We start from the raw sequence: 19,490 nt of genomic DNA, 5'->3' as shown, positions 1-19,490 counted from the left end.
TTGACAGTGTTAACATTAAAAAAGGGGGGATATGCTATGAAGGCATTAATATTAATTGATAAGGAGTATCAGACAGATATTTATGAACAACTACATAATACAATCAAAGATTATTTCGAACAAAAGAAGTTTGAATTAGATGAAATAAAGATAGGGAAGGAAGATCTCGCCTTTTGTATGGGTTGTTTTGGATGTTGGGTAAAAAAACCCGGAGAATGTGTCATTGATGATACGATGTCACAGATCAATCATAAGTTTATTAACAGTGATGTTGTGATTTGTTTAAGTCCATTAGTATTCGGTCAATTCAGTGCTAATATAAAAAATGCTCTGGACCGCTGGTTGCCTAATGTACTTCCTTTCTTCATAACCAGACCGGATGGTTCCACCATGCATCCCTCTCGGTACAAATCATATCCAAGACAGATTGTCATAGCATATGCAGAGGATATAAAGGATGAGGATGCCGAACTTGTTGTTGATATTGTAAAAAAACATCGTAGATCTATGGATGTGATTGTATATAAGAATTCACAAGCTAAACTATTAGAAAGTTTAAATAACATTGATATGATGAGAGTGGGTGATGAGCTGTGAGTATCGTAAGTAGAAGAGTCATTTTGGTAAATGGGAGTCCTAAGATAAAGAGTAATCAAAGCGTTTCGGAATTATTTGTTAATTTACAGGAAAACAGTATGAAGGAAGCCGGTATTGATGTTGGCAGAATAAATGTAAGGGACAGTATCACGTTAGGAAAAACGCAAGAAGATTATTTGGAAATGAGTCAGGCAGATGCTATTATCTTTACCTTTCCGTTATATATCTTCTGTCTTCCGGGGATTCTTATGAGATTTTTACAGGATTATCAGCAGTTCCTAATGAAACAGAACCTTACGATAGAAAAGGAGCAAAAGATCTTTGCTGTGGTGAATTGCGGTTTTCCAGAACCTGATATTAACGAGGAAGCGGTTCGTGTAATCAAAAGCTTTAGCAGACAGATAGGTGCATTGTTTGGATTTGGTGTAATGATTGGAGGAGGGGGTATGTTTCTTGGAACGATTGATGCACCTTTTATGAAAAAGACGAAAGCAGAATTATATAATGCTTTTGATCAAATGTCTGAGATGATAATAAAGATGGAACTGTCACCAATGGAAAATCGATTTATCAAGCCAAATTTCCCCAGAAAACTTTATCTTTTTGCCGCAGACAGAGAGTGGATTAGCGCTGCTAAGAAAAATGGGTTAAAGAAAAGGGATTTATATAGAAGGCCGTATTTAAAATAATATATCGCATTGCATTTTCTTATGTTAACTTAGTATTATTTGTTATAGTAATCTGGGGCATTATGTGCTATGATATTGCGTGAACATTTTATAATACATAGAAAGTATAAGGATAATACAGTGGAAAAGACAGAATATAAACAGAATAATTTATCCCAGGGCAATGTAGTAAAACAGTTGTTTCTCTTTGCCCTTCCCTTCATCATATCTAATATGATACAGACTTTATACAGTGTAGCCGATATGATTATTGTCGGACAATTCAGTGGTACGGTCAGTATGTCAGGAGTGAATATCGGAGGCCAGGTTACGATGCTGATGACCAATCTGGCAGTGGGTTTAAGTGCGGGCGCAACCGTCTTGATTGCACAATCGGTTGGAGCACAAAAGACTGAAAAACTTAAGAAGGTGATAGGAACTCTATTAACTTCCTTAATGATATTAGCTGTTGTGATGACGGTAACAATGTTGATGCTGTATGGCCCAATCTTGAGATTAATTAAAACCCCGGGAGAATCCTTTCCTGAAGCCGGAAGATACCTGACGGTTACTTCCTTTGGGACGTTATTTATATTTGGCTACAATGCTTTAAGTGCAATCATGAGAGGTATGGGAGACAGCCGAAGTCCTTTATACTTTATCTCAATTGCATGTGCGACAAATGTGGTATTGGATTTAATACTGGTTGGAATATTTTCTATGGGGGCAACGGGAGCCGGGATTGCTACTGTATTTTCTCAAGGCATCAGCATGCTTTTATGTGCTTTATATTTGATTAAGAGAAAGTTTGTATTTGACTTTCATATAAAGTCTTATCGTATTGATAGGACACAGCTGGCAATGATACTTAAGCTTGGGATACCAATTTCGTTTCAATACCTGATATCTAACTTTTCGTTTTTGGTTATGACAACTTTGGTGAATTCCATTAGCGTTACGGCATCAGCTGCAGTAGGAGCAATTAATAAATACAATGGGTTTGCCATTCTGCCTGCAATTGCAATGAATGCAGCGATTTCTACTATGTGTGCGCAGAATCTTGGAGCCAACAGGGAAGACAGGGCAAAGAAAACATTTATCACCGGTATGATAATGTCAGGTATCATCTCTTACATTATTTTCGTTCTAACAAGAATGTTTCCTGCGCAGATTATCAGTATTTTTGGTAACGAGGAAGAATTAATCCAAGCAGGGCTTCCATATCTGGATGCCTTCAGTATCGACTATCTGTTGGTGCCAATTGCCTTTAGTTTGAACGGCTTGTTTATCGGAGCGGGACATACGACCTATTCCTTATTCAGTAATATATTAGCAGGTATTATTGTAAGAGCGCCAATGGCCTATTTACTTGGAGATTTCTTTGGTTTTGGTCTTTATGGTATCGGCTTAGCCATACCTCTAGCTACTACCAGTTCTATCATATTAAATCTATGGTTTTATTTTTCTGGACGTTGGAGAAGGAAAATCATACATTTTCATAAGAATGAAAAAGAGGATGGGATTTTGGAAGCAGAAGAGAAAGTTGCCATCTAAAAAGATAAGAAACCGAAGGGCTGTTGTAGAATGGGTATTTTGGGAGTATGACTTACCTCACACACGTTTGACGGACACACCATCAATTATGTCTGCCATAATCGAACATATTTGATCGCTGAATTGGCAGACATATCAACGATGTGTCCGTCAAACAGTGTATTACGGCAAGTATACTCCCGAAACTCCATTCTACAACAGCCCTATTTTTACGTTTTCTATAGATATGTTGTGTCATTCTCAGTTCTTATTGGTATATAGATATCCATCTCACAGTAATCCTCTCTGCATATGGATAGATCCATTCTTTCAAAATGATAATTTTGGGCTTGTTTTAGCTTTGTTGACATGACCCAGTAGTCTGTATAATCATAGAATTCTTTCATGGTTTTATAGGTTAATTCATAGGGTGAATGAAAGCCTACATAACGAAATACGGCATATTCCTGAGAAGGTATCGTTCTAGTAACAAAAGGAGGATTTACTGTGTTGATTATTGAGGTTTCCACACATGGAATATAATCATTACTTATGGTAGATACGGGGCGGTATTCAACGATAGCCAGATAGACATGCTCATGAACTTTATTTGGGACAATCGGCAAATACTCTTTATGAAACAACATAGCTAGTCGATTCGTTGTTAACTCAATCATATTTTGTTCGTGAAAGATCTCATCCATAATACCTTGAATATAAAAGCCGGGCTTGATAACCATGCGGGGTTGTATTATAAACCCTTGTTCTATACCGGTTAAGGTTGTTATGTCTATCTTTTGTTCAATTGGTAACTCGTGTCGCAGTTTTCGGTATTTTGCCGGTGTTATGTGAAATCGATTTTGGAATGCTCTAATAAAGGATTGTTCATAATCAAATTGATATTTTACAGCAATATCAAGAATGTTCATATTGGTATGTAATAAATCATGAAGACTGTTGCTTAATCTTCTTCCTCTGATATATGCCATTAGGGACTTGTCTACAAGAGCCTTAAATAGTCTTTGCAAATGAAACTTGGAGAGACCAACTTTTTTTGACAAATCATTCAAATTAAGCGGTTGATCCATGTGCTTTTCAATTGTCTCAATGGTATATTCTAATTTGGATATCTGGTTGGAATTCATAACCCTAGCCTCCATTTGTTTTTCAATATGAACAAAACTTGAATAAATAAAATAATCCGTAGTGAACTCTTTTAATCTCATTTTTGGAACACAGATTGTAATTCGATCGATTGTTTCGTTATAGATTTTTTACTGTTTTTGCTATAATTTTCAAGGTGTTTTTCTGCTCATATAGCACGAAATGTTAATTTTTTCTTTTGTGTCTATTATATAATACCGTGTGTATTGTTGTAAAACAAAAAAAGGAGGACTATATGAATAAGAAATATTTCATTATAATAGGTTGCCTTATCATGATTTTTAGCTTTGGTGCCTGTAAGAAAGATGATGTAGAAACCAATAAAAATGATACGAATGCAGTAATAGAGGAGCAGAATGCTGAGGAAGGGACAACAGGGGCAGAGGCTGAAACGGATGTTGAAGAGACATCCGGATCTAAGAATGAGCCCGATGAAGCTACTTCCATAGACATAGCAGATGAACCAATAGAGACTTCCGATACTTCGGCGGTTAGGGAAGAAGAGGATGCAGATGTAGTAGAAGGAGAGCATTATATTAGAACCACGTTTACATCAGAGGCAATCACACAAGCATTGGATCCCTGCGATGGAACGAAGGATCTAAATATCTATCTGCCTCCAAGTTACTATCAGTCTGATAAAAGATATCCTGTGGTATACTATTTCCATGGCTTTGGGGATCATATGCGTTTTTTAAGTACTTATCAAAGTAGCTTAGATATGAATATGGCCTTACCTGAGAACAAGGAATTTATAGTCGTTGAAGTAGATGGCAGCAGAAAAAATAAATCTCAAGGATCTTTCTGGGTGAACTCTCCAGTAAGCGGTATGTGGGAAGACTATATTATTAAAGAAATCGTTCCATATATTGATGAAAATTATAAAACTATACCAAAATCGGAGTCCAGAGCAACTGTTGGATATTCCATGGGTGGATTCGCAAGTATTAATCTCGCACTGCGAAATCCTGATATCTTTTCTTCCGTGCTTTCAGTTACGCCGGGTTTATTAAAAGAGGGGTCTATGGATATCGCGATGGATTCTTGGACAGGTGACTCTACCTTCAAACAATGCTATGGCCAGACCTTTGCCCCGAATGAAGATAATGAGAACCTATGTGACATTCCGAAGATGGATGGTACTGAAGCAGATAACGCAATTATTGAAAAATGGGAAACCGGATTTAGTAATTTGGAAGAAAAAATAGATGCTTATTTAGAGAAAAAGATACCCTTAAAGGCAATCCATGTGATATATGGAACCTTTGATTATTATAAATGGATTCCTGAAGGCTGTGAAAACTTCTCTGAAATATTAACAAAAAAAGGTGTAGAGCATACGTTGACACAGTTAAGTGCCGGTCATACCATTCCCAGTAATTTTATAAGAACATATTTTGTTCCATATTTTACTGAAAATTTGGAGTTCGAAGAATAATAAAGATAAAAATAAAATAACGTTAGACGAATAAGAAACTTAGGAACACTTCGCCTAGAGTTAGATAGTATAGAAAAATACTATAGATTTAGGAGCTATATCAGAACAAACCTTCTCCTGTTTGTGATATAGCTCCTTCTTTTGATGTTTTGGTATATAATCAATAAGTTTTTACAAAGTGGAAATAATATTTTATTGAGATGAAGTGATGATTTTGGTAGAAATGTTGTTAAATGTAGTATTATAGAATTTTTAGTAGGCATTTTTACTATTTTTCTATTTTCCAGTTTTCAAATAGGAATTGTTATGCTATACTATATAAGGATTGAGGTAATTTGCATTTTTATTGTTACCATCATTATTTCTTGAAATAAAGTGTTAGAATTTTAACAATTTATTTGAGGAAATGTCGAAAATATCTTAAGATTAAGATTAGTAAGGAGAAGATATGGGAAAGAAAATTGTGATTGTCGGTGCCGGATATTCCGGAATTTTGACAGCAAAAAAATTAGCTAAGAAATTTAAGAAGCATTCAGATATCAGCATAACCATTATTGATAAAAATCCATTCCATACTATGCTGACTGAGCTTCATGAAGTGGCTGCAAACCGTGTAGATGAGGACAGTATCAAAATCAGCCTGAAAAAAGTTTTTGCAAAGCGTCGGGTAGATGTAAAGCTTGACACTGTTACTTCTATAGACTTAGATAGTAAAACTGTGGTTGGAGCCAATGAGTCCTATACTTATGATTATTTAGTTTTATCTGCAGGATCCAAACCTACTTTTTACGGGGTTCCCGGAGCAGAGGAATTCTCATGGAAATTATGGTCCTATGAGGATGCTGTTAATTTAAGAGAACATATCCATAATACCTTTAGAGTTGCTGCTTGCGAACCGGATGCAGAAGAAAGAAAGAGATTACTTTCCTTCTATGTGGTAGGGGCAGGTTTTACCGGTGTAGAAATGATCGGTGAGTTAGCTGAGTATGTACCAATACTTTGCGAAAAGCATGGTATTGACAGAAGTGAAGTTTCATTATTTGATATAGACTTTTTAGACAGACCGATTCCGAATTTACCGGAGAAGCTTTCTGCTAAGGTTACAAGACGGATGGAAAAGATGGGTATTAAGCTTATGCTTAGCTCAGCAGTATCCGCCATTGGAAGTGATTTTATCGAGCTGAAGAAGAACGATAAAGTAACTCGTTATCAAGCAGGAACCGTAATCTGGGCTGCCGGTATTCAAAGTGCAGATATTACCCAGGAGACCGGTAAAAATCTTGAGCTAACCCGCGGTGGCCGTGTGCAGGTGGATTCTTATCTTCGTTCCACAAAAGATGAAAGCGTATATATCGCAGGTGATAATATGTTCTATATTCCGGAAGGGGAAGAAAGACCGGTTCCTCAGATGGTTGAAAACTGTGAACAATGTGCTGATGTGATTGCTCATAATATTGTATCGGAAGTTTTAGGTAAGGGTAAAATGGAAGTATATAAACCATCTTTCCACGGAGTTATGGTATGTATCGGGGGACGTTATGGTGTTGCCCATGTTGGTTTACCCAATCATATGTTTAGCTTGCCATCCTTCTTGGCTATGTTTGCAAAACATTTTATTAACATAATTTATTTTATACAGGTACTTGGATGGAATAAAGTATTCAGTTATGCGAAACATGAATTCTTTACGATCAGAAATAACAGAAGTTTTGTCGGAGGACATTTTTCCAATAAGACACCCAGCTTTTTATTAGTTGCTATAAGGGTATGGCTTGGTGCAGTTTGGTTGTTTGAAGGTGTTATTAAGGTATTTGAAGGTTGGCTTAAGGATCCGAAATTAACCGGTTTCTTTGGCGGTGCCAATGCTTGGTATGATAAGATTCTTGGCGTTGCTAGCACATCAGGAACTACGGATGCAGCCTCTGCAGCAACAGGAGCAGCGGAAGCGGTGAGTGCAGCATCAGGAGCAGTAGAAGCAGCAGCACCTGCAGCAGATGCAGTAGCAGCGGCAACAGATGCAGTAGCAGCGGCAACAGGAGCAGTAGAAGCAGCGGCACCTGCAGCAGATGCAGTAGCAGCAGCAACCGCGGCAGCAGCAGATGCGGTATCAGCAGCTACGGATGTTGTAACCGGTGGAGCCGGAGATGTAATTGATAAAATCGGTGAAGTTCTTATAAACTTCAACTTTTTAGGATTATTTAAAGTAATCTTCGTTACAGGTAAAGAAGTCGCTCATTCCACATTGATGGACTATGCATTTAAGTTAGATATTCCAGTTATGAATTGGTTTATAAAGAATGCAATTTTACCGTATGATGGAATACAGATTTCCATGCAGATCTTTATCGTATTTGCAGAGATTTTAATCGGTCTTGCCCTGATTGGTGGATTATTTACAACACCGGCAGCAGCATTGTCACTGGTATTACAATTTATGTTTGTGGCTACAACCGGTTTATATCTGGGAACCTTCTGGATGATCTTTGCCGGAATCGCTGTATTAATTGGAGCAGGTAGAACATTAGGACTAGATTATTACGCTATGCCAAAATTGAAAAAAGCATGGAAGAAACTACCATTTGTGAGAAAGTTGTATATTTATAATGATTAATAATAATTCGAAACAAGATTTGAATACTGAAATGATCACGATTGATGAGGCCATCAGGCAGGTGAAGCTCACGGTAGATAAGACTTTAAACAAATCACCGCTCATCATTCGTGAGTTTACGAAACACCTGGCACTATCTAAGGGTAAGTTCATTCGGGCGTATTCCGTAATCATGTGTGCCGAAGATAAAGATGGTATGGTTCATCCCAATGCGGTAAAAATTGCCGCAGCGATTGAAATTTTACATCTTGCAACTTTGGTACATGATGATATAATAGATGATGCTGACCTTAGAAGGGGACAAGCCACCTTACAAAAAAAGTATGGCAAGAGAACAGCTGTAATCTGTGGTGATTATCTTTTGAGTGTATCACTACGGATGGTTGCTTCTATATCGAATAAGAAGGAGTACTTAGACCTTGAAATTCATGATTATGTTGGAAGGGTATGCTTAGGTGAATTAAATCAACATATAAACAGCTCTAATGTTAATTTGTCCATATACCAGTATCTGAAAATAATATCAGGTAAAACGGCGGCCCTTTTTGAAGCTTCTTTCCTTGCCGGAGCAATTTTCTCCAAAGCAACAGAGGCAGAGAGGAATCGCTATAAGCAATTAGGTTTTTACATCGGTATGATTTTTCAACTGACAGATGATTGTATTGATTTTGAAAATACCGTTGAAACGGCGAATAAGCCGGTCCAATCGGACTACGAACATGGAGTGATTACGTTACCCTTAATTAATGCATTGCAAAAAATGGGTGATTTAAAAGCAAAAGCTCTGGACAAAGGAATAACCAGATCCGAAATTAATGATGCAGTTGAAAAAACCGGAGGACTGGAGTTTACCCGTATGGTTGTAAAGAAATATTACAATAAATCCATGGGTGTGATTGACAGATTAGATTTATCGGATAGTAAAAAGGAAAGATTGACTTTATTGCTTAATAAGGCATCCCGACTATCCTGAATTAAATTATTATATAAATAAAAAGCCTAAGATTGGAATTGGTGAGTAGTGTGTTAAAAAGATTTTTGAGCTATGTTGAAATTATGACGAAGATAACCAGTACATTAACTTTTTTGTTGACAATTGCGTATCTTCTTTATAAGAATTACACGATAGATTGGAAATTGACCCTGATATTTTTTGCAGCAATGTTTGTGTTTGATTTAACAACAACAGCGATTAATAACTATATTGACACGAAAAATAACCATCAGACCTTACAATTTAATAGAAAAACAGCACTTGTGATAATCTATATTTTATTTGTCGTAAGCGCCGGACTGGGACTATATCTGGCTTATCTTACGGATATTGTAATATTGATTGTTGGTGCTATCTGCTTTTTTGCCGGGGTGTTTTACACATATGGTCCGGTTCCAATCTCCAGGCAGCCTTTGGGAGAGGTTATGTCAGGAATGTTTTATGGGTTGTTAATTCCATTTATACTAATGTATATTAATATGCCAAAAGGAACCTTCTTGACATTGAATTATAATTGGGATATGATATCTTTCGATATTATGTTAAAGCCTTTTGCAACATTACTTCTTTTTTCGATTATACCGTTTAGTGTAACGGCGAATATTATGTTAGCAAATAATATATGTGATTTGGATAAAGACATTGCTGTAAAAAGACATACCTTACCTTATTATATTGGAGTAAAAAGATCACTTTACCTGTTTGCAGGGCTATATTATATAACCTATGCAGCGGTTATAGCGATGGTAATATTAAAAATTCTTTCACCAATTAGCTTAATATTCTTCTTAACGATATTCCTTGTTCAAAAGAATATAAATGCATTGTTTAAAAAACAGGAAAAGGCAACAACGTTTCTTTCAGCAATAAAAAACTTCATTATCATTATGGTTGTTAATAGCGTACTTATATTTATCAGCGCTATCATTTAAGATTTTTGTTGCTTTAAATTGTCATATATTTAACGATAAATTAAGGCTAAAATTAATTGTGAATGAATTATTTTATTTTAAAATCATATTAAAACCATAGAATTACTAGGGATGAGTAGAACCATCCGATCAAACTCGTTTTATTTTCCTGCTCTTAAGCAGGTTGAAATAAATAAATAAAAAACAAAAATAAAATCACAGAAAAGGGAGACATGAATTATGAAAAAAATCCTCACGCTTTTAGTAAGTATTACTCTTGTAATGTCCTTGTTCGCAGCATGCGGCAAGAAAGAAGAAGATGCAACAACAAACACACCTACAACAGCACCTGCAGCTGAAGATACAGATACACCTGCGGCTGATGAAACAGATGCACCTGCAGCAACGGATGAAGCTGCAAAAACCGGTCTTGCAGTTATTACATCTCTTGGAAAATCAAAAGATGCTGGTGAAAAAGACGGTCTAGCTCAGATTGATTCTACTGTAGTAGCAGTATTAGTTGGAGCAGACGGTAAGATTTTAGACGTTGATATCGATACAGCACAGACTAAGGTTAACTTTTCTGCAGAAGGTAAATTAGTAACTGATGTTAACACTACATACAAATCTAAGCAGGAACTTGGCGATGAGTATGGTATGAGAAAAGCTTCTTCCATTGGTAAAGAGTGGAATGAGCAGGCAGATGCTTTCGCAGCTTATGTAGTTGGTAAAACGGTAGAAGAAGTTACTGGTATCGCTTTAGATGAAGAAGGCGTTGTAACTGATGCTGATTTGGTTGCTTCTGTTACTATGGGTGTTGATACTTATATTGCAGCAATTGAAAAAGCAGTTGCGAATGCACAGGATTTAGGTGCAAAAGCTGGCGATAAATTAGGCCTTGCAATTGAAACTAACATTAAAAAATCCAAAGATGCAACAGCGGAAGCTGACGGTTTAGCTCAGGCATATTCCACTTACACAGCTTTAACAACTGATGCTAGCGGTAAAATCACAAGTGCAGTTATTGATTCTTCTCAGGGTAATGTAAATTTCTCTGCAGCCGGAGTGGTTACTACTGATTTAACTGTAGCACCTCAGACCAAGCAGGAATTAAAAGAAGCTTATGGTATGCTTAAAAACTCAGCTATCGGTAAAGAGTGGTATGAGCAGGCAAATGCATTTGCTACTTACGTAACCGGTAAAACAGTAGAAGAAGTTAAGGGTATTGCTGTGACTGATGGTAAACCTAGCGATGCAGAATTAGCATCTTCTGTTTCTGTAACAATTAGTTCCTTTATTTCAACGATTGAAAAAGCTGCTGCAAATGCAGTAAAATAAATTGTAATTATCAGTATTACATTGGGGCAGTTGTAAACACTATTATTTTAACTTCCATGGGATAACTCCCTGCAATATAGAATTATTATGAATTCGTATAGGGCAGGGATATACTCCCCGGATATAGGGAAATATAGATGTTTACAACAGCCCTTTTCTATTTGAGGTGACAATATGAGAAAGAAATTAATTCTATGTTTTATAATGACCGTTGTTGTATTGAGTCTTACTGCATGTAAGACTGTGGAGAAGAAACGTTATTCAGCCGAATTCTTGGAGTTGTTTAATACTGTTACGAAGATAGTTGGGTATTCTGAAAAAAAAGAGGAGTTCTCCGAATTTGCACAATTAGTTTATGATAATTTGAAAGAATATCATGAACTTTATGATAAATATAATGAGTATGAAGGTATTAATAATATAAAAACAATTAATGATAATGCAGGAATAAAGCCAATTAAGGTTGACCAAAGGATCATTGATCTTTTAAATTACTCAAAGGAAGCCTATGAGTTTACTAATGGAAAAGTCAATATAGCCTTTGGAGCAGTTTTGGAAATCTGGCATGATTATAGAAGTGAAGGTATTGATGATCCTATGAATGCTAAGCTACCACCCATGGATCTCTTGCTGGAGAAATCCAAGCATACAGATATCAATAATATCATCATAAACGAAGAGGAATCGACCGTTTATTTAAGTGATCCTGATATGCGTCTGGACGTTGGTGCAATAGCGAAGGGGTATGCAACGGAGAGAGTTATGGAAATCGTCACAGAGAAGGGATATACCGGAATGTTACTTAGCGTTGGTGGTAATGTTCGGGCAATTGGAGGAAAAATAAAGGAAAAAGATCCCTGGAATGTAGGAATACAAAACCCAGACTTAGAAAGTGATATCCCTAATCTATATATATTAAACCTAATTGATTTTTCTCTAGTCTCCAGCGGTGACTACGAAAGATACTATACAGTGGACGGACAGCGCTATCACCATATTATAGACCCTAATACACTCATGCCGGCGGATTATTTTGCAGCAATCTCAATCGTGTGTGAAGATTCCGGTATGGCAGATGCATTATCTACCGCAGTTTATAACATGCCATACGAAGAAGGATTAAAACTTATTGAGAGTATTCCTGATACCGAGGCATTGTGGATTTATAAAGATGGTAAAATGAAACAGAGTTCCGGATTTGAGACTTATGTGAAAACAAAGTATTAAGCAGGAACAGTAAGAATAAAGAGAGATTTAAATATAGACGCTGTTGCATTTTATGCTGATTCTATAAGAAGGTAGGACATGGGAGGTCCCACACACACAAGTTGGAGTACACATTCGTTGATTTGTATGCCTGATTACGTACATTAAAGTTCGTATCAGTCATACAAATCACCAAAAGTGTTCTCCAAATAGTGTATTAAGGGACTCTCCCATGTCCTACCTTCTTAATTAAACTACAACTATGCAACAGCGTTATCTAGTCTTTGAGTATTTAAACTAATAATAAAAATGATCTAATTTTTCTAATTCTTACTGTTCCTGCATTGATTGCTCACCGGTAACAGTACTGGTTTCATCCATGGTGAAAGTATCTTGTGCCTCCGCTGTGGTAAAGTATAAATTACCTTCTACTTTCATATCTACCAGTTCAAAATTCGGTGCCGAAACATAGATATCTCCAACAAAGGTTCCCCGTTGAAGACTGGCAGTTGGACTGCTGATCGTAAGCTGAGGTGCAGTTAATGTAAATTTATTTGTAACATTACGATTTTCATCCTGTGTATAAAGAGCTATTTTTCTCTGAACGATATCATTACCGGCATCATCTTTTTTACCGTTTGTAAATTCACCTTCTAAGACTAAGGGCTCCTCAAAGGAAAAATCTCTTAAAGCACAGATAATCCAAGTGCCATTGGCACTAATTGCATTTAGGAAAGCTTCATCGTCATTTACAATGGATGCGGTAGTAACTGCATCCATTGTATCATCTTCATTGTCCTCATTGTTATCATCTGTATTATCTGCAGCTGTTGTTGGGGTGGCCTGTGCCGGGGTAGGAGTTATCTGATCTCCGTTATTGTCATCGTTATTGGCACATCCGGATACAAAGACTGCTATCAGAATAATTGTTAACAAAGTAAGTTTAACTTTCATAGTGTATTCTCCTTATTTTTAAAATTGTATCTTAATTCCGGATTATTCATAGAACATGCCTTAGCTTTATGAATAGTCGGGGTTAATGTTAACTATATTATTTCCATATTTTGATAAGGCATACACACAGTTTTTTCATCTAATTTTTGAAAATTTAGTTTTAATATCAATACATGCATATTCTTAACGAAGTCAAATGATATGAATGTGATATTTCATAAGCAAATATAGAAAGTGATTATTGATCCTTTTGAAGTTCCTGTACCCCCGTTACCGAACTGGTTTCATCCATGGTAAAGGTGTTGATTGCATCCTCTGTTGTAAAATAAATATTGCCTTCTACTACCATATCCACTAATTCGAAATTCCATGCAGTAACCAAAATATCGCCTTTAAAAGTTCCACGTTGTAGACTGGCATTCGGACTGTTAACTTTAAGTAACGGTGCGGTCAGCGTGAATTTATTTGTTACATTACGGTTTTCATCCTGTGTATAAAGAGCTATTTTCCTCTGTACAATATCTTTGCCGTCATCATCTTGTTTACCGTTCATGAACTCGCCATCCAAAACGATTTCTTCATCAAAGGTAAAATCCTTTAATGCACAGATAATCCAAGTACCATTGGCGCTTATGGCATAGAGAAAATCTTCTTCCGTGTCTACGATAGAAGCTGAAGTAACTGCATCTACCTCTTTGTTCGTATCTCCATCTGTAATATCATCTGTAATATCCGGCGGTAATGTCGGTGTAGGGGTTGCATTATTATTGTCATTGTTTGCACAACCGGATAAGAAAGCTGTAATCAGAATTATTGTCATTATAGTTAGTTTTATTCTCATATGGTATTCTCCTTATATTAATAGATTTGTATATTTATGTTACTATATTGTCTCCATAATATAATAAGTAATACACTTATATTTAATTCTAATTTCTTTACTTTTTGCTGATTGCAACCCGCCAAACCTCAGGTCCATTTTCTAAATACTCCCATTCAAATTGATCCGGCATTTCTATAATAAACTGATAATGAAGAGGTTTCGGATCGTGATCATTAAGCAATTCCATGGTTTCACCGGGTTTTAAAGCATGGAAAGTATTTAAGATAACAGGATGTTTATCCTTAGGCTCATATTGGCGTGCATCTACGGTTGAAGTAAATTTAAACATATGAATTCCTCCTTATTTTAAAATGTAATTACTGTAGTTCATATTAATTGTACAATATCCTGTTATTATTATATTTGATTTAAGTCACATTACGAAAAAGATTAAGCAATAAATATTTTTTTAAAGGATGGATTTTTACTTGAACCGGATAGAGTTGGGATGCTATAATTTAACAAAGTATTTTGTTTACTGACTTCTAAGGAAAGGACAATTTAATATGAAAAACATAGTGTTAATAGGGATGCCGGGAGCGGGAAAAAGTACGGTAGGAGTAATTCTTGCGAAAGTATTAGGTTTAAACTTCATTGATTCAGATATACTGATACAGGAACAGGAAGGTAAGCTATTAAAGGATATTATAGCAAAAGTGGGACTCGAAGGATATTTAGCCATCGAAAATCAAGTGAATAAAGATATATCGGCAGAAAGTACCGTGATAGCGACCGGCGGAAGTGTAGTTTATTGTCAAGAAGCTATGGAGCATTTTAAAAGGACTTCCCATGTGATTTATATTAAACTGAGCTATAAAACCATATTACATCGTCTTGGTAATTTTAAGCAAAGGGGAGTTGTGTTAAAGAAAGGGCAGACATTAAAATCTTTATATGATGAAAGATGTCCTCTCTATGAACAATATGCTCACATCACTATTGACAGCGAAGGTATGGGAATGGAAGAGATTATGGAGAAGATTGCTCTTAAGGTTAGAGAACTATAGAAGTTATACAATAATAATGTGTTGATATTCAGGTCTGAGTAAAGTGAAGTAATTCGTTTTATATCAGGCCTTTTAAATTTCATACACCATGGATAAACTGATGAAAATTAAAATAAGGTGTGCTATAATACAAAAAAAGAAAGCATGATATATAATTTGAAATTGAATAAAAGGAGGCAATTATATGGAGTTTTTTGAGAAAATCGGTGAAAAAATCTCAACAAGAGGAAAAGATGTTGCGAAAAAGGCGAAAGATATGACAGAAATAGCTAAGCTTAATTCAAAAATACGGGATAACGAGGGAAAATTGAAAGAGCTTCAGCTACAGATTGGTAAAAAATTCTTTGAAACGAATAAGAATAATCCCCCTGTAGAGTATATGGAGCTTTTTCAAAACATTATTAATATACAAGCAACGATAGATAACTACAGGGAAGAAATTCATTCGATAAAAGGAACGCGTGTATGTATCAAATGCGGAACAGAAATTCCAGGAGATTCGGCTTTTTGCCCAGCCTGTGGAACAAAAAATGTGATTGTTAATGTCACATATACGGCAGTTGCTACAGACAGTTTCTGCCCCAATTGCGGAGTAGGGACTACAGATGATACAATATATTGCTCTAACTGCGGTTTTAAGGTAAAATAAAACCTTATATAAGCGGGATTATTCCCAGATACAACCCTGTTCAAGAATCTGAACAACTTTTTCAAGACCTTCACGGTCAATGGCATCAAACCTAGCAATCAAAGGACTATCGATATCTAATACGCCTACAACTTTACCTCTATTTCGGATTGGGATTACTATCTCAGAGCGGGAAGCGCAGTCACATGCGATATGTCCGGGAAATTGATGAACATCAATTACTAATTGAGTTTGCTCCTCTGATACGGCGGTACCGCATACACCTCTACCGATAGGGATATGAATACATGCCGGTTTTCCTTGGAACGGTCCTAAGAGCAATTTATTATTTTTTACAAGATAAAACCCTACCCAGTTGATGTCCTTTAGGGCCAGATTTAATAGGGCTGAAGCATTACTTAGGTTTGGAATCAAATTTGTTTCATTTTCCAACAATGCTGTTAGTTGAGCTTGTACTAATTGATAGCATTCTTTTTTGTTCTCGGGATATATAAAATTTAATTCTTGCATTTAATTCTCCTTATGTAAAAAGTTTTCTTAATCAATTGTAGGAAAGGCCATACTATTTAAAGAAACGTCCCATCCTACCCTTTTTTCGGTTTTGATTGGGGGTTTTGGTTTCCGCATGGATACGATACATTCCATCTGAATCCTGTAAAAGGGTATCACCTTCTTTTGGGCCAAGCGGTAACTTATACTTAGGGATTCTGATCATTGTTTTATCTTCATCTAAGCAGATAGCATAATTATCTTCAAACCGATCTATAATTAATTTTTTCATGTAGCATCCTCCTGTCACCAATGTGAGTTAAAATAAAATCTGAAAAGACCAACATAATTTGGGATAATAGTATTATAATAAATATTCTTTTGTACCCTATTTATTATATCGGCAAAAGTAGAATATTACAATTAAATATATTTATTTTATTACATGGAATATTTTACTTGTATAAACTCGATTGAAGTCAAGATAGGTAGACTAACTTTAAATTAAGAAGGAGACCGAAATTATGAGATTGTTTACAGCAATAAATTTTCATCAGGATAGGAAAGATAACTTATATCAAGTAGTTGAACTTTTAAAGAAAATGACAACTGGTGGAAGTTTTACAGCGAAAGACAACCTTCATCTTACTTTGAATTTTATCGGTGAGACGAAACGAATAGAACTAATTCAAGAAGCGATGCAGGAAGCAGTGGAGAGCACGAAGGCAGAAAGCTTTTATTTATCAATCGGAGGGATAGGCCGGTTCAAACGAAGAGAAGGAGATATCTACTGGATCGGAGTAGAGAAGGAGAATACCTTATGGAAACTACAAAAGGAGCTGACGATTAGATTAAAGGAGGCCGGTTTCTATGATATTGATGCCAGAGAATATAAACCTCATTTAACACTGGCGAGACGAGTCAAGGTGGGTGATTTCTATGATAAAAGTCTGATAGAGAAAGCAATCAGTTCCATGCGTATAAAGGTTGATAAAATCAGTCTGATGAAGTCGGAAAGAATTCAAGGAAAGTTGGTTTATACTGAAATATTCCAGGTAGGCCTGAAATAATTATAAATATAGATAAATGGCATTGATGTGAAAATAATGTTATGATAGGATGAATAGAAGAAGAGGTTATAATAAATTAACATTATATTGCATGTTAGGTAAGGATCAAGGATTAAGGGAATGGAAGGGAGATACGGATGAAAATTTTAGTGGATGCTGATGCCTGTCCCGTGAAAGAAATCATCGAAAGCATTGCTGGGGAATTTCAGCTTCCGGTATTAATGTTTATTGATACCAGCCATATTCTATTCTCTTCCTACAGTGAGGTGATTATGGTAAGTAAAGCACCGGATGCTGTTGATTTCGCATTGATAAACCGCGTTGCCAAAGGGGATATTGTAGTGACACAGGATTATGGAGTTGCAGCAATGGCCCTTGGAAAAGGAGCATATGCAATACATTATAATGGCAAAATTTATACGGATAAGAATATTGACCGTATGTTGATGGAACGTCATATAGCAAAAAATGCGCGTCGGTCAGGGGAGAGGGTCGGTAATCACCAAAAAAAGCGGACTACTGAACAAGATCAAAACTTTGCTCTTTCCTTCTATCGTTTATGTGAAAATGTAAAGGAAAATAATAATGATTGATATATTGATATTGCAATTACAACGAAAGAAGTATCAGGATGAGGTGAACTATGAGGTATAAAAACCATTTAGGAAATAGAAGTCATAATAAAGGCTATGTATTCATAATTATTTTTTTAATTCTTATAGCTCTATCCTCCTGTTCAAGAATAAATACGAAACTAACAGACGATTCTGATACTGCACAAACTGAAATTACAGCAGATACAGTAATGGTAATAAATCAGACAGATGATACTTTGGGTAAGGATAATACGATATTGGATGCTTCAAAAGATAAAATAGCGGATACTGAGCCGGAAAACCAAGCTGATAATCAACCGTCTCCCGCGCTGATAAAAATACAAGAACCTTCGCCGATACCGGAACCAACTGAGAGGCCCAATGCTGTAACAATTCCAACACCGGAACCATCAATAAAACCAACTGTGACACCGACGCCAAAACCTACGATACCGCCATCGCCGATACCGACACCAAAACCCACAATAAAGCCAACCCCGGTACCTATATCGAAACCTTCGGTTACACCCTCTGCCATCCCTACACCAAAGCCTGTGAGAGAACTACCATCCAAAGGAACCAAAGATGTGAAGGAATATGCTGAGATTATCCTACAAGCGATTATAACGGAGGATATGAAAGAAGTAGAAAAGGTAAAGGCAGTTCATGATTATATTGTACGAAATACAGCATATGATTATGATAATTTGAAGGCCAATACAATTCCGGAGGAAAGCTACAAGATTGAAGGAGTTTTATTTCATAATACAGCAGTTTGTCAAGGCTATGCAGATACATTTCAATTATTTATGGAGTTACTTGAGATTGAGTCCAAAGTAGTTGTTGGTAAAGATTTAAAAAATGGAGTAGGTCATGCCTGGAACATGGTAGAATTGGATGGTCAGTGGTATCAAATTGATGTTACCTGGGATGATCCTGTACCGGATCAGGAAGGCATTGTACAGTATCAATACTTTCTTGTCACGGATGAGGTGATGGCGGCAGATCATAGCTGGAATAAGAAAAATTATCCTAAATGCAATAGCGAGACTTACCTTTATTATATCTATGAAGATTATATTGTAGAATCTATAGATGATGTGGAAGAAGAATTTATGGAGCAATACAATAGCGGAAAAAGGACAATAACATTACTCTATCCGGAGGAAGGAATTCCGGATATGAATTTTCTTGGTAAATATGATTATCTGTTTCAAGATACAGACGATGAATACATTACCTATACCTATTACGAACCTTGGCGCAAGGGGGATTATACCGTATTCGTTGTCATGATGGACTAAATATCATAATTGATAGATGGTTAAAAAGAAATAATTAATTTTATTTAGCAACAATTATATCATGGGACATGGAATGGT

20 protein-coding genes are annotated in these 19,490 nt (G+C 36.1%); 14 read left to right on the top strand and 6 right to left on the bottom strand.

The features are described 5' to 3' along the window. The first annotated feature begins 36 nt into the window (after positions 1-36). The 3 genes from I5677_RS05825 to I5677_RS05815 all read left to right on the top strand — a co-directional run bounded on the left by I5677_RS05825 (position 37) and on the right by I5677_RS05815 (position 2,819). On the top strand, positions 37-597 hold the full coding sequence (locus I5677_RS05825; protein WP_197660640.1) for an NAD(P)H-dependent oxidoreductase: 561 nt from the start codon (positions 37-39) through the stop codon (positions 595-597). Continuing rightward, positions 594-1,286 (top strand): NAD(P)H-dependent oxidoreductase, encoded by a 693-nt coding sequence (locus tag I5677_RS05820; RefSeq protein ID WP_197660639.1) that lies wholly within the window; start codon positions 594-596, stop codon positions 1,284-1,286. The genes I5677_RS05825 and I5677_RS05820 overlap by 4 nt, the downstream gene beginning before the upstream one ends. 69 nt (positions 1,287-1,355) lie before the next feature. Next, positions 1,356-2,819 (top strand): MATE family efflux transporter, encoded by a 1,464-nt coding sequence (locus I5677_RS05815; protein WP_197660638.1) that lies wholly within the window; start codon positions 1,356-1,358, stop codon positions 2,817-2,819. A 218-nt stretch (positions 2,820-3,037) separates the two neighbouring features. Here I5677_RS05815 and I5677_RS05810 read toward each other — a convergent pair whose 3' ends face one another. Beyond that, positions 3,038-4,024 (bottom strand): helix-turn-helix domain-containing protein, encoded by a 987-nt coding sequence (locus I5677_RS05810; RefSeq protein WP_197660637.1) that lies wholly within the window; start codon positions 4,022-4,024, stop codon positions 3,038-3,040. Between the two features lie 173 nt (positions 4,025-4,197). On the opposite strand from I5677_RS05810, the gene I5677_RS05805 reads away from it, so the two are divergent. The 6 genes from I5677_RS05805 (at position 4,198) to I5677_RS05780 (ending at position 12,481) form a co-directional block, all read left to right on the top strand. Next, positions 4,198-5,400, top strand: a complete 1,203-nt coding sequence (locus I5677_RS05805) for an alpha/beta hydrolase (RefSeq protein WP_197660636.1) — start codon at positions 4,198-4,200, stop codon at positions 5,398-5,400. A gap of 448 nt (positions 5,401-5,848) precedes the next feature. Next, entirely contained in the window at positions 5,849-8,011 is a 2,163-nt protein-coding gene (locus I5677_RS05800) for an NAD(P)/FAD-dependent oxidoreductase (RefSeq protein WP_197660635.1), read from the top strand. Continuing rightward, entirely contained in the window at positions 8,004-8,984 is a 981-nt protein-coding gene (locus tag I5677_RS05795; RefSeq protein WP_197660634.1) for a polyprenyl synthetase family protein, read from the top strand. Before I5677_RS05800 ends, I5677_RS05795 begins: the two co-directional genes overlap by 8 nt. 65 nt (positions 8,985-9,049) lie before the next feature. After that, positions 9,050-9,937 carry a UbiA family prenyltransferase gene (locus tag I5677_RS05790; RefSeq protein ID WP_243456507.1) on the top strand — a complete coding sequence of 296 codons (888 nt, stop codon included), beginning with the start codon at positions 9,050-9,052 and terminating at the stop codon, positions 9,935-9,937. Positions 9,938-10,156: 219 nt separating this feature from the next. Beyond that, positions 10,157-11,254, top strand: a complete 1,098-nt coding sequence (locus I5677_RS05785) for a hypothetical protein (RefSeq protein WP_197660632.1) — start codon at positions 10,157-10,159, stop codon at positions 11,252-11,254. A 174-nt stretch (positions 11,255-11,428) separates the two neighbouring features. Beyond that, the gene (locus I5677_RS05780) at positions 11,429-12,481 is read left to right on the top strand and encodes an FAD:protein FMN transferase (protein ID WP_197660631.1); all 1,053 of its coding nucleotides are present in this window, start codon (positions 11,429-11,431) and stop codon (positions 12,479-12,481) included. A gap of 309 nt (positions 12,482-12,790) precedes the next feature. On the opposite strand, the gene I5677_RS05775 is transcribed toward I5677_RS05780, so the two are convergent. From I5677_RS05775 to I5677_RS05765, 3 genes are all read right to left on the bottom strand, one after another. After that, positions 12,791-13,414 (bottom strand): hypothetical protein, encoded by a 624-nt coding sequence (locus I5677_RS05775; RefSeq protein WP_197660630.1) that lies wholly within the window; start codon positions 13,412-13,414, stop codon positions 12,791-12,793. A gap of 238 nt (positions 13,415-13,652) precedes the next feature. Next, entirely contained in the window at positions 13,653-14,255 is a 603-nt protein-coding gene (locus tag I5677_RS05770; RefSeq protein ID WP_197660629.1) for a hypothetical protein, read from the bottom strand. Between the two features lie 97 nt (positions 14,256-14,352). After that, on the bottom strand, positions 14,353-14,586 hold the full coding sequence (locus I5677_RS05765; protein WP_197660628.1) for a DUF2249 domain-containing protein: 234 nt from the start codon (positions 14,584-14,586) through the stop codon (positions 14,353-14,355). Between the two features lie 217 nt (positions 14,587-14,803). On the opposite strand from I5677_RS05765, the gene I5677_RS05760 reads away from it, so the two are divergent. After that, positions 14,804-15,304: a shikimate kinase gene (locus I5677_RS05760; RefSeq protein WP_197660627.1), complete on the top strand. Its 501-nt coding sequence runs from the start codon at positions 14,804-14,806 to the stop codon at positions 15,302-15,304. 184 nt (positions 15,305-15,488) lie between these two features. Then, a complete protein-coding gene (locus tag I5677_RS05755; protein WP_197660626.1) occupies positions 15,489-15,953 on the top strand; it encodes a zinc ribbon domain-containing protein in 465 nt (154 codons plus the stop codon). 18 nt (positions 15,954-15,971) lie between these two features. Here I5677_RS05755 and I5677_RS05750 read toward each other — a convergent pair whose 3' ends face one another. Continuing rightward, positions 15,972-16,463, bottom strand: a complete 492-nt coding sequence (locus I5677_RS05750; protein ID WP_197660625.1) for a GAF domain-containing protein — start codon at positions 16,461-16,463, stop codon at positions 15,972-15,974. A 52-nt stretch (positions 16,464-16,515) separates the two neighbouring features. Further along, positions 16,516-16,734 (bottom strand): DUF3006 domain-containing protein, encoded by a 219-nt coding sequence (locus tag I5677_RS05745; RefSeq protein WP_197660624.1) that lies wholly within the window; start codon positions 16,732-16,734, stop codon positions 16,516-16,518. A 232-nt stretch (positions 16,735-16,966) separates the two neighbouring features. Here I5677_RS05745 and thpR point away from each other — a divergent pair, with 232 nt between their 5' ends. The 3 genes from thpR (at position 16,967) to I5677_RS05730 (ending at position 19,412) form a co-directional block, all read left to right on the top strand. Then, positions 16,967-17,512, top strand: a complete 546-nt coding sequence (thpR, locus tag I5677_RS05740) for an RNA 2',3'-cyclic phosphodiesterase (protein WP_197660623.1) — start codon at positions 16,967-16,969, stop codon at positions 17,510-17,512. 137 nt (positions 17,513-17,649) lie between these two features. Then, on the top strand, positions 17,650-18,105 hold the full coding sequence (locus I5677_RS05735) for a YaiI/YqxD family protein (RefSeq protein WP_197660622.1): 456 nt from the start codon (positions 17,650-17,652) through the stop codon (positions 18,103-18,105). Between the two features lie 50 nt (positions 18,106-18,155). Beyond that, a complete protein-coding gene (locus I5677_RS05730) occupies positions 18,156-19,412 on the top strand; it encodes a transglutaminase domain-containing protein (RefSeq protein WP_197660621.1) in 1,257 nt (418 codons plus the stop codon). Positions 19,413-19,490 lie beyond the last annotated feature (78 nt).

It is taken from the genome of Mobilitalea sibirica, from assembly GCF_015999265.1.
GTDB classification, from domain to species: Bacteria; Bacillota; Clostridia; order Lachnospirales; family Lachnospiraceae; genus Mobilitalea; species Mobilitalea sibirica.
Note: the sequence above shows the minus strand (reverse complement) of the source record. Positions and strands in the feature narration are given on the sequence as shown.